This window comes from Flexivirga sp. YIM B11880, assembly GCF_058148645.1.
The window spans coordinates 219,913-231,035 of the sequence record NZ_JBMAMH010000001.1 but is presented as its reverse complement, the minus strand read 5'-3'; the positions used below and the strand labels follow the sequence as shown (position 1 = coordinate 231,035).

At 69.4% G+C, this 11,123-nt stretch carries 9 protein-coding genes; 8 read left to right on the top strand and 1 reads right to left on the bottom strand.

Annotated elements, in window-relative coordinates:
• The first annotated feature begins 52 nt into the window (after positions 1–52).
• From ACN8HC_RS01065 to lysS, 8 genes are all read left to right on the top strand, one after another.
• Positions 53–1,006: a hypothetical protein gene (locus tag ACN8HC_RS01065; RefSeq protein WP_490073012.1), complete on the top strand. Its 954-nt coding sequence runs from the start codon at positions 53–55 to the stop codon at positions 1,004–1,006.
• A 56-nt stretch (positions 1,007–1,062) separates the two neighbouring features.
• On the top strand, positions 1,063–2,325 hold the full coding sequence (locus ACN8HC_RS01060) for a TerD family protein (RefSeq protein ID WP_490073011.1): 1,263 nt from the start codon (positions 1,063–1,065) through the stop codon (positions 2,323–2,325).
• A 44-nt stretch (positions 2,326–2,369) separates the two neighbouring features.
• Complete coding sequence (gene dhaK / locus ACN8HC_RS01055; protein ID WP_490073010.1) at positions 2,370–3,371, top strand: dihydroxyacetone kinase subunit DhaK; 1,002 nt, start codon at positions 2,370–2,372, stop codon at positions 3,369–3,371.
• Positions 3,372–3,435: 64 nt separating this feature from the next.
• Positions 3,436–4,062 (top strand): dihydroxyacetone kinase subunit DhaL, encoded by a 627-nt coding sequence (dhaL, locus tag ACN8HC_RS01050; RefSeq protein ID WP_490073674.1) that lies wholly within the window; start codon positions 3,436–3,438, stop codon positions 4,060–4,062.
• A 15-nt stretch (positions 4,063–4,077) separates the two neighbouring features.
• Positions 4,078–6,603: a phosphoenolpyruvate--protein phosphotransferase gene (gene ptsP, locus ACN8HC_RS01045; protein ID WP_490073009.1), complete on the top strand. Its 2,526-nt coding sequence runs from the start codon at positions 4,078–4,080 to the stop codon at positions 6,601–6,603.
• Positions 6,604–6,646: 43 nt separating this feature from the next.
• Positions 6,647–7,951 carry an adenylosuccinate synthase gene (locus tag ACN8HC_RS01040; protein WP_490073008.1) on the top strand — a complete coding sequence of 435 codons (1,305 nt, stop codon included), beginning with the start codon at positions 6,647–6,649 and terminating at the stop codon, positions 7,949–7,951.
• Between the two features lies 1 nt (position 7,952).
• Positions 7,953–8,222 (top strand): hypothetical protein, encoded by a 270-nt coding sequence (locus tag ACN8HC_RS01035; protein WP_490073007.1) that lies wholly within the window; start codon positions 7,953–7,955, stop codon positions 8,220–8,222.
• A 45-nt stretch (positions 8,223–8,267) separates the two neighbouring features.
• Positions 8,268–10,010, top strand: coding sequence for a lysine--tRNA ligase (gene lysS, locus ACN8HC_RS01030; protein ID WP_490073006.1), 1,743 nt, complete (start codon positions 8,268–8,270; stop codon positions 10,008–10,010).
• A 100-nt stretch (positions 10,011–10,110) separates the two neighbouring features.
• Here lysS and ACN8HC_RS01025 read toward each other — a convergent pair whose 3' ends face one another.
• Positions 10,111–11,094, bottom strand: a complete 984-nt coding sequence (locus ACN8HC_RS01025; RefSeq protein ID WP_490073005.1) for a cation diffusion facilitator family transporter — start codon at positions 11,092–11,094, stop codon at positions 10,111–10,113.
• Between the last annotated feature and the right edge of the window lie 29 nt (positions 11,095–11,123).

Here is an 11,123-nt window from a genome sequence, read left to right as displayed (position 1 = left end):
TTTTCGTCGTTCGGAACGGGAGCGGGTGCCGGGTCGCCATACGCTTGGCGACGTGGACGGAAGACTCGGAGTGCTCGGTGTCGGGCCGCAGGGCGAGGAGCTCTACCGGCACGTGTTGCGCGCGCCGGGCCTGACGCTGGCCGCCCACGTGGCACAGCTGGGCTGGACCGACTACGAGGCCGAGCACGCCATCGAGCAGTTGCGAGCGCGGCGCCTGGTGCGGGTGACGAACCTGGGTGAGGTCGTCGCCGATCACCCCCGCGCAGCCCTGGAGCGGGTGGTCAGCGCGGAGGAGGCGCGACTGGCGACCCGTCGGCAGGACCTGGCGCGGGTGCGGGACGCCATCGACACCTTCGTCACGGACCATCGCGCCGGACAGGAGACGCAGGCGTCGGAACAGCCGCTGCGGGAGCGCGTCGACCAGGCGGTGTTCAACTCGGTCTACGAGCACCTGGTGGCGTCGACGGTCGGCATCATCCGGCAGGCCAAGCCGGGCGAACCGCGGTCCGCCGAGGATTTCCCGACGGTGCGCCAGCAGCTGAGTGCGGGCCGCGAGCTACGTACGCTCTACCTGCCCGAGGCGCTGCAGGAGTATGGCGAGCCGCTCGCGCAATGGGCGGGTCTCGGTGAGCAACAGCGTGTCGTGAGCGGATTGCCTTCCGAGTTCGTCGTTTTCGGTGAGGAGGTGGCGATCGGCTCGACCGAGTGGGGGCAGGACGGCGGCGACTATGTGGTGCTGCGGGACCCGATGGTGGTTGCCGCGTTCATCGCGCTCTTCGACCGGTTGTGGGCGGCCGCGACGCCCGCCGAACGCACCGACGACCCTTCGTCGAACGCACTCGTGGACTGGATGCAGCAGGGGCTGACCGACGAGGCGATCGCACGCGCGATGGGGGTGTCCTTGCGCACCGTGCGTCGGCGCATCGCCGCCATGATGAGCGAGCACGATGTGAGCACCCGTTTCCAGCTGGCGCTGCGGATCGCGGAACGCCGCCACAAGTCCTGACGTCCCTTCACCGAACATCGTCGGGAGCGCGTGGAGCGCGTGTGAGGATTGACCGCATGACCCAGCTGACCAAGGGCTCGAACACGCCGATCGACACCGCGCAGGTCAGGATCACCCTGCAGTGGCAACCGGGCCCGGGCGTGCCCGACGTGGACGCGTCCGCATTGCTGCTGGGTGAAGCGGGCCGGGTCGGCTCGGACGACGACTTCGTCTTCTACAACCAGCCCGCGCACCCGAGCGGCGCCGTGCGGCACCTCGGCAAACAGCCCGGCGCCGATGCGCTCGAGGTGGATCTCGCCGGGCTGCCGGGGGAGGTGCCGCGCGTGGTGCTGGCCGCGTCGGCCGACGGTGGCACGTTCGGACAGGTCCCAGGGCTGCGGTTGGTGGCTTCCGACCCGAGCTCCGGTGTCGAACTGGCCACCTTCGACATGGCGGCCGAGAACGAGACCGCGTTCGTCAGCGGCGAGCTCTACCTGGGGCAGGGCCAGTGGAAGCTTCGGGCCGTGGGACAGGGCTACAGCTCCGGGCTCGCCGGACTGGCAACGGATTTCGGCATCTCGGTGGAGACCGAGCCGGAGTCGCCCACGCCGCCTCAGCTGTCGCCGACGCCGATGCCCGGTGTGTCGCCGCACGGCGCACCGCCCGCTCCGATGCCGATGGCTCCGCCGCAGGGAGCACCGGTCGCGCACATGCCGCCACCGGCCCTGGCGGCCCCGCCGCGGACCGCTGCTGGCGTCGTCAATCTCGACAAGGGCAGGGTGGACCTGACCAAGCGAGCGCGCGTCGACCTGACGAAGACCGGCGCACCGCCGCTCGCGAAGGTCACCATGGGGCTCGGCTGGGATCCGGCACCCGGCCGCGGCAACATCGACCTGGACGCATCGGTCATCGCCTATGACGGCTCGGGCAGGAAACTGGAGATCGTCTGGTTCATGCACAAGGCCGAGTTCGGCGGCGCCATACGGCATTCCGGGGACAACTTGACCGGCGCCGGTGAAGGGGACGACGAGCAGATCAAGGTGGACCTGCTCGCCATACCTCCGCAGATCGCCACATTGATCTTCACCATCAATTCGTTCAGCGGGCAGAAGTTCACTGACGTGCGGCGGGCATTCTGCCGGCTGGTCGACGACGTGACCGGTCAGGAACTGGTCCGCTTCGACTTGTCCCGCTCGGAGCCGGCCACCGGGGTGCTGATGGCGGCACTGCGGCGAATCGGCCCGGAGACCTGGCAGATGCGCGCCATCGGCGAGTTCCACGACGGGCGGACGGTCAAGAAGCTGGTCAAGCCGGGGGAGGCACACGCGCTCGCGCCCTGAGGCAAGTCCTTGTCGACTGAGGCGAAGAGTGGTCCGATGAGGACATGAAGAAGCTCATCAACGATCCGGCCGATGTTGTCTCCGAGACGCTGCTCGGCGTGGAAGCCGCGCACGGTGATCGGCTTCGGATCGATCACGATCACAAGGTGATCTACCGCAAGGACGCACCGCGTCAGGGCAAGGTCGGGCTGATCTCCGGGGGTGGCTCCGGGCACGAGCCCCTGCACGGCGGGTATGTCGGACCCGGGATGCTCGACGCGGCCTGCTGCGGCGAGATCTTCACCTCCCCGGTGCCGGACCAGATGCTGGCGGCGACCAGCGCGGTGGACGGCGGCGCCGGCGTGCTGCACATCGTGAAGAACTACACCGGCGACGTGATGAACTTCGAGATGGCCGCGGAGCTCGCCGCGGACAGCGGTGTGCAGGTGCGGTCGGTCGTCGTGGACGACGATGTCGCGGTGCAGGACAGTCTCTACACGGCAGGGCGTCGTGGGGTCGGCACCACGGTGATCCTGGAGAAGCTCGCCGGTGCGGCCGCCGAGAGCGGCCGGTCGCTCGACGACGTCACCGACCTGGCGATCAGGGTCAACCAGGCCGGCCGCAGCATGGGTCTCGCACTCACCTCGTGCACGGTGCCGGCCGCCGGCAAACCCACCTTCGAACTGGCCGAGGACGAGATGGAACTCGGCATCGGCATCCACGGCGAGCCGGGCCGCAGTCGCGTCCCGCTGGCGTCCGCCCGGGAAGCAGCGCAACTGCTCGTCGATCCGGTGTTGGCCGACCTGCCGTACGGCACCGGCGATTCGGTGATCGCGATGGTCAACGGCATGGGTGGGACACCGCTGTTGGAGCTCTACCTGATGTATGCCGAGGTCCATCGGCTGCTGGAACAGGCCGGCATCACCGTCGCGCGCTGTCTGGTGGGCAACTACATCACCTCGTTGGAGATGGCCGGCTGCTCGGTGACCCTGGTGAAGGCCGACGACGAGTTCATCGGCCTCTGGGACGCACCGGTCAACACCCCCGGGCTCCGCTGGGGCGCATGATGAGCACCCCACGAAGTTCCTCCTCCGCTGCGCTCCTCCGGATACTTCGCGGGGACCCCGCATGATGGCGGACGACGTGGACCTCGACCGGTTCATCGAGTGGATGCGAGCGTTCGCGGGCGTCATACACGACAACGCGGCGGAACTCACCGAGCTCGACTCGGCGATCGGCGACGCCGACCACGGCAGCAACATGGACCGTGGGATGCGCGCGGTGGCGGCGGCGCTCGATGCCGGCGAGTTCGACACTCCTGCAGCGCTTTTCAAGAAGGTCGGAATGACGCTGGTCAGCTCGGTCGGTGGGGCGAGCGGACCGCTCTACGGCACGTTCTTCCTGCGCTTCGGCGGTGCGTTGGGCGACGGAGCGGTCGATGCGGCAACGCTTGGCGCCGCGCTGCGCGCCGGCGTCGACGGGATCGTCCAACGCGGGAAGGCGGAGGCCGGTGACAAGACGATGATCGACGCGTGGCTGCCGGCGCTGGAGGCGTATGACGGGGCCCGGTCCGACGGCATCGGTCCCGCGCTGCAGGCCGCCGCCGAGGCCGCGGCAGGCGGTCGCGACGCCGCAACACCGCTCGTGGCGCGCAAGGGCCGCGCCAGCTACCTCGGTGAGCGCAGCGCCGGGCATCAGGACCCGGGTGCCACGTCGACGGTGCTGCTGCTCGAGGCCGCAGCGGCAACCCTTGGCTGAGCCGGACGGCGCACGATGATCGGCATCGTCGTCGTCTCGCACAGTCGCGCCCTCGGGGAGGCAGTCGTCGGACTCGCACGCGAGATGGCCGGTGGCGGCGAGGCGCCCCGGCTCGCGGTCGCGGCCGGGCTGGACGAGACGACCTTCGGCACCGACGCGGCCGCCGTTGCGGCGGCGATCGAGGAGGTCGCCTCGGACGACGGCGTGCTCGTGCTGGTCGACATCGGCAGTTCGGTGCTGAGCGCTGAACTTGCTTGTGAATTCCTCGATCCCGAGGTTGCCGGCCGGGTGCGAATCTCCGCGGCCCCCCTCGTGGAGGGAATTGTCCCGGCGGTCGTGGCCGCGGCCGGTGGAGCCGAACTCGCGGAGGTCGCAACCGAGGCGGAGGAGGCGCTGGCGGCGAAGGAAGCGCATCTCGATGCCGGTCGAGTAGGGCAGGTATCGAGACCACCGTCTGGTCTCGATACACCTCCCCCGCTTCGCTCCTCCGGCACTCGACCCGCGAGCGAACCGGAGGAGCAGGCATTTTCAGACCACGGGGCGGTCGCAGACATCGTCATCAATGACCCGCACGGGCTGCACGCGCGGCCGGCCGCGAGGTTGGTTGCGCTCGTGCGGTCGTTCGACGCCGAGGTCACCCTCGCCAACCTCGACGCCGACGGACGTCCGGTGCCGGCCGGCAGCCTCAGCAGGGTGGCGACGCTGAACGCCGGCCACGGCGCCCGGTTGCGGGTGGTGGCGCAGGGACCGCAGGCAGCGGAGGTGCTGGCTGCGGTGGCCGAGCTCGCGGACCGCAACTTCGACGGCCAACTGCCGGCGACGACGTCGAAGGACACGTCACGCGCCCTGCCGGCGAAGGTTCAGGATGCCGGACTCGACGCTGCCCTGGGGCCTGCTCGCGTCCTACGGTTCGAGGTGGACACCGCGGACTATCAAGTGGGTTCACCGGATCGGGAGCGCGAGCGGTCGGACCGCGCAGTCACGGCGGTTGCCGACGCCATCCGCCGGCGACGGGGGACGGACGCTGGTCCGGATACGGGCTCGACCAGCGAGACGACTGACATCCTGGACGCCCACCTCGGGTTGCTGGACGATGACGCGATCCGCGAGCAGGTCGACGGGCGGATCTCCCGCGGCGAATCAGCTCCCGCGGCGTGGCAGGAGGTGCTGCACCGGCTGGCCGACGACTTCGAGGCGCTGGACGACTCCTATCAGCGAGCGCGGGCACTAGACGTCCGGGCCATCGAGCGGCAGCTGCTGCAGGCCTTGGTCATGGGAGCGGATTCCCTTGACACCGGAGAGGATCCGTTCCTGCCGAGGGACTCGGTCGTGGTCGTCGACGAACTCGACCCCGCGACCGCCGCCGCACTCCATGGCATCGGTGGCGTCGTGGCGGTGAGGGGCGGAGACACCGGCCACGGCGTCATTGTGGCTCGGTCGCGTGGCATCCCGGTCTTCACCGACGGCGGAGAGGCGGCTGCAGCCATCCAGGACGGCGACACCGTCGGTTTCGACATTCCGACCCGCCGGCTCATCGTCCGGCCCTCGCCGGACCAAGAGGCCGAGCTGCGGCGCCTGCTGGAACGTCGGCGGGCCGCCGCGACGACCGCGCGACGCCGAGCGGACGAGCCGGCTGTCACGCGGGACGGGGTGTCGGTCCGCGTCGCCGCCAACATCACCAGCACCGACGACGCGCTCCGCGCCGGGACGACCGGCGCGGACGGCTCCGGATTGGTCCGAACCGAGATCGTTTTCGCCGACGAACCGACCCCGCCATCGCCGGGAAGGCAAGGGGCGCAGTTCTTGTCGATCGCGAGTGCGCTGCATCGGCGACCGATCACGATCCGCACCTGGGACGTCGGCGGGGACAAGCCGTTGCCGTTCCTGCCGGGACCACACGAGGCGAACCCGATGCTCGGTGTGCGCGGACTGCGGCTGATGCGGCAGGTACCGGAGATCTTCGACCGGCAGTTGCGCGGGATCTGCGCCGCCGCGGAGCAGGCGCCGGTGCGGATCATGTTTCCGATGGTCACGACTCGCGAGGAACTCGACTGGGCGCTCGACCGCCTGGAGGCCGCCCGAGCTGAGATCGGGATCGAGCCGGTCCCCGTCGGCATCATGGTGGAGGTGCCCGCTGCCGCCATACGCATCGCCGAACTCGCGCGGGGGCTCGACTTCGTGAGCATCGGCACCAACGACCTCACTCAGTACACGCTCGCCGCCGACCGCGGCAACGCCGGCGTCGGCGCCATTGCCGACGCGTTGAGTCCCGCTGTGCTGCAACTGATCCGGTATGTCGCCGACCACGTCCCGGACGGTGTCGAGGTGGCCGTCTGCGGAGACCTCGCCAGCCGCATCGAAGCAGTGCCACTGCTGCTCGGACTCGGCGTGCAGGAGCTGAGCGTCGTCGGACCGGCCGTGCCGCAGATCAAGCAGGCGGTCCGGCACACCTCGGTGGCGGACGCCCGGGCGCTGGCCGACCGGGCGCTCGGGGCCTCGTCGGCGACGGCCGTTCGGGAGCTGCTGGTTCCCGCCCGGTAGCCTGAGGCACCGTCAGAACAGATACCGAACGTAAGGCTGCAGCATGCCAGCGATCGTGCTCGTCGGTGCCCAGTGGGGCGATGAAGGCAAGGGCAAGGCGACCGACCTGCTCGGTGACCGCATCGACTACGTCGTGAAATTCAACGGCGGCAACAACGCCGGTCACACGGTGGTGATCGAGCAGCCCGACGGCAGCCGCGAGAAATACGCCCTGCACCTGCTGCCGAGCGGCATCCTGTCGCCGGGCGTCACGCCGGTGATCGGCAACGGCGTCGTGGTCGACCTCGGCGTCCTGTTCGAGGAGATCGACGCGCTCGAAGCGCGTGGGCTGGACACCTCGGCGCTGCGGATCAGCGGGAACGCCCACGTCATCGCCGAATACAACCGGGTGCTGGACAAGACGGTCGAGCGATTCCTCGGTTCCAAGAAGATCGGCACCACCGGCCGCGGGATCGGCCCCACCTACGCGGACAAGATGAACCGCACCGGCATCCGGGTGCAGGACGTCTTCGACGAGTCGATCCTGCGGCAGAAGGTGGAGGCCGCGCTCGACGTCAAGAACCAGATCCTGGTCAAGCTCTACAACCGTCGCGAGATCGCCGTCGACGAGGTCGTCGACGAACTGCTCTCGTATGCCGACCGGCTGCGCCCGATGGTCGCCGACACCTCACTGGAGATCAGCAACGCGCTGGACGACGGCAAGATCGTGCTCTGCGAGGCCGGCCAGGCGACCCTGCTCGACGTCGACCACGGCACCTATCCCTATGTGACGTCGTCCAACGCGACCGCGGGCGGCGCGTGCACCGGCGCCGGCATACCTCCGACCCGGATCGACCGGGTGATCGGCATCTTCAAGGCCTACACCACGCGTGTCGGCGAAGGTCCGTTCCCGACCGAACTGCTCGACGACTCAGGCGAGTTCCTGCGCAAGACCGGGGCGGAGTACGGCGTGACCACCGGACGCCCGCGCCGCTGCGGCTGGATCGACACCGTGATCGGGCGCTACGCCTACCGCATCAACGGGATCACCGACTTCGTGCTCACCAAACTCGACGTCCTGTCCGGGCTCGAGAAGGTCCCCGTCTGCGTCGCGTATGACGTCGACGGGGTCCGGCACGACGAGATGCCGGCGGACCAGAGCGCCTTCCATCACGCGGTGCCGATCTACGAAGAGCTGCCCGGCTGGTTCGAGGACATCTCGCACTGCCGGAGCTACGAGGAGCTGCCGGAGAACTGCCGGGCCTACGTGGAGTTCGTCGAAGAGCGCATCGGAGCACGCATCTCGGTGATCGGCGTCGGCCCGGGCCGCTCCGAGGTCATCGTGCGGCACGACCTGCTCGAGGACTGACGTGCTCGCCGAGCTCGCAGCGCGCACGGTCAGCGGCAAGACGCCACCGCTCGCGTTCCGCATCACGCTGTGGGTGCTGGTGGTCGTTTTCCTGGGGGCTGCCGTCTTCGGTGCGATGACGTGGTGGCGCTTCCGGAAGCAAGCGCAGGAGCTGCCCGAGGGTCAGGAACAAAGCGGCCGCTCCGCACAGGCCGGCTGCATGATGATCGGCGCCATACCGGCCCTGCTGGTGGGCCTCTTCCTGCTCGACTGGGCCATCCAGGTCAGCTGAGGGCGCGGGCGCGACTGCGCCGTCCGGCCCGTAAACTTGCCCGTCGTGACAAATCAGCAGCTTGACGACTGGGTGTCCCGACTCGCCGATGAGGCCATCACCGATGCGAAGGCCAAGGGCACCAAGGTCGTCTGCGCCTCCGGCATCTCCCCGTCGGGCCCGATCCACCTGGGCAACCTGCGCGAGGTCATGACGCCGCACCTGGTCGCCGACGAGATCCGGCGACGCGGGATCGAGGTCGAGCACATCATCAGCTGGGACGACTTCGACCGGTTCCGCAAGGTGCCGAACGTGCCGGGTGTCGACAGCTCCTGGGAGCAGCACATCGGCAAGCCGCTCACCGACGTGCCACCGCCGCAGGGGTCGACCGCGACCAGCTGGGCGGAGCACTTCCGCGATCAGCTGGAGCGCAGCCTCGACGAGCTGGGCATCACCTACCGCGGCATCAGCCAGACCGGCCACTACCTGTCCGGCGCCTACACCGAGCAGATCCTCTTCGCGATGTCACAGCGCGGCGAGATCGACAAGGTGCTCGACCAGTACCGCACGCTCGGCCCGAAGAAGGCGAAGAAGCCCTCGAAGCTGTCCGAGGACGAAGCGGCCGCTGCCGCGGAGGCGGAGGAGGGCTCGGGCGCCGCGTCGGAGGACGACGGCCGGGGCGAATCCGGCTACTACCCCTACAAGCCCTACTGCAGCGAGTGCGGCAAGGACTTCACCACGGTCACCGCGTATGACGACGCCACGACCGAGATGACCTACACCTGCCGCTGCGGCTTCACCGAGACCGTCAACCTGCGCGAGTTCCGGCACGGGAAGCTGGTCTGGAAGGTCGACTGGCCCATGCGATGGGCCTACGAGAAGGTCACCTTCGAGCCCTCCGGTGTCGACCACCAGTCGCCGGGATCGTCATACGTCGTCGGCAAGGAGCTGGCGCCGATGTTCGGCTGGGAGCGGCCGCTCGGCCCCATGTACGCGTTCGTCGGCATCAAGGGGATGGCCAAGATGTCGTCGTCGCGCGGCGGTGTGCCGACCCCCGCCGACGCCCTGCAGATCATGGAGCCGCAGCTGCTGCGCTGGCTCTACGCGCGGCGCAAGCCCGCGCAGTCGTTCAGCGTCGCCTTCGACGCCGAGGTCGAGCGGATGTACGACGAGTGGGACTCGCTGACCAGGAAGGTCACCTCCGGAAGGGGCCAGCCGGGCGACGTCGCGGCATACACCCGGGCGGCCTCGACGGCGATCGGCACGTTGCCGACGACTGCGCGACCGGTCGCCTATCGGACGCTCGCCTCCATCCTCGATCTCACGACCGGCGATGAGGAGCAGACGCTGCGGATCGTCAGCGCGCTGGATGCCGAGGATCCGGTGACGTCGCTCGACCAGCTACGGCCGCGGCTGGACTGCGTCGAGCACTGGGTGGACACCCAGATGTCCGACGAAGAGCGCACCGTCGTGCGCACCTCGCCGGACACCGGCCGCCTCGGGTCACTGACCGACGAAGAACGCGATGCGATCGCAATCCTGTTGAATGGCAAGGAATCCCAACTGCCGAAGCTCGAGGACGTCTGGTCCCTCGACGGGCTGACGCATCAGGTCTACGGCGTGCCGAAGGTCCAGCGCGGCCTGGCCGCGGACCAGATCGTCAAGGGCGACAAGGAGCTCGGTGCGGCGCAGCGCCAGTTCTTCAAGCTGGTCTACAACCTGTTGGTCGACAAGGACACCGGCCCCCGTCTGCCGACCCTGCTGCTCGCCGTCGGCCCCGAGCGGGTCCGCGCGCTGCTCGGCGGCTGATCAGGGGTCGCGAGGAGCGGAGCGACGACCGTGATCGGTGGGTGGTCTCGATACGGGCTTCCCCCGCTGCGCTCCGCCGCCCTACTCGACCGACGCTGGTTCAGTGGGTGCCGGACTCGTGGTCGGAGTGGCTGGCCGGCTCCAGCTGGAACGTCGAGTGCTCGACATCGAAGTGGCCGTGCAGGCACGCCTGCAGCTGGTCGAGCAGCTTGGGAGCGTGCCCGTCGACGAAGCACGCGTCCTCCACCACGACGTGCACCGAGACAGCCGGTAGGTCCGAGGTGACCGTCCACACGTGCAGGTCGTGCACGGCACGGACGTGGTCGCTCTCGAGCAGATGGCTGCGCAGGTCGTCCAGGTCGACGTTGCGCGGCGCGCCCTCGAGCAGGATGCGGCCGCTGTCCCGGAGCAGGCCCCAGGCGGCATACAACATGAGCGCCACGACGATCAGGGAGGCGATCGGGTCCGCCCGCGTCCAGCCGGTGAGGAGTATGACGACGCCGGCGATCACGGTCCCGATGAAGCCGTAGAGGTCGGTGAGGATGTGCTGGTAAGCGCCCTCCACGTTGAGGCTGGTGCGGTTGGCCCGGGCGAGGAGCCACGCTGCGCCGATGTTGACCGCGACGCCGATCAGCGCGACGACCAGCATCGGGCCGCCCTCGACCGCCGGCGGCTGGAGCAGCCGCCGAACCGCTTCGAAGGCAACGATTCCCGAGACCACGAGCAGCGTGATGCCGTTCCCTGCAGCGGACAGGATCTCGGCGCGCTTCCAGCCGAAGGTCCAGTTGCCGGCCGCGGGCCGGGCGGCCAGCCGGATCGCCCACAGCGCCACGGCGATCGCGCCGACGTCGCTGAGCATGTGCCCGGCGTCGGAGAGCAGGGCGAGCGAGCCGGACAGGAACGCGACGACGACCTCGGTGATCAGGAAGGCGCTGAGCAGGCCGAGCGCCGACCACAGGTAGCGGCCGTCCGCGTCCGGGCGCACGCCGTGGGTGTGGCCGGCGTGGTCGTGGAGCGGGACCGGCAGCGGCTCGACCTCCGGTGTCGGTTCATGACCGCTGCACAGTGGTGCCGGATCGTTCATGGTCCGCCTCGGGGAAGAATGCCTGCGCA

Excerpts from the sequence above, each read along its gene's own strand:
- ACN8HC_RS01060 (WP_490073011.1), top strand. The coding sequence starts at position 1,063 with ATGACCCAGCTGACCAAGGGCTCGAACACGCCGATCGACACCGCGCAG.
- ptsP (WP_490073009.1), top strand. The coding sequence starts at position 4,078 with ATGATCGGCATCGTCGTCGTCTCGCACAGTCGCGCCCTCGGGGAGGCA.
- dhaL (WP_490073674.1), top strand. The coding sequence starts at position 3,436 with ATGGCGGACGACGTGGACCTCGACCGGTTCATCGAGTGGATGCGAGCG.
- ACN8HC_RS01040 (WP_490073008.1), top strand. The coding sequence starts at position 6,647 with ATGCCAGCGATCGTGCTCGTCGGTGCCCAGTGGGGCGATGAAGGCAAG.
- dhaK (WP_490073010.1), top strand. The coding sequence starts at position 2,370 with ATGAAGAAGCTCATCAACGATCCGGCCGATGTTGTCTCCGAGACGCTG.
- ACN8HC_RS01025 (WP_490073005.1), bottom strand. The coding sequence starts at position 11,094 with ATGAACGATCCGGCACCACTGTGCAGCGGTCATGAACCGACACCGGAG.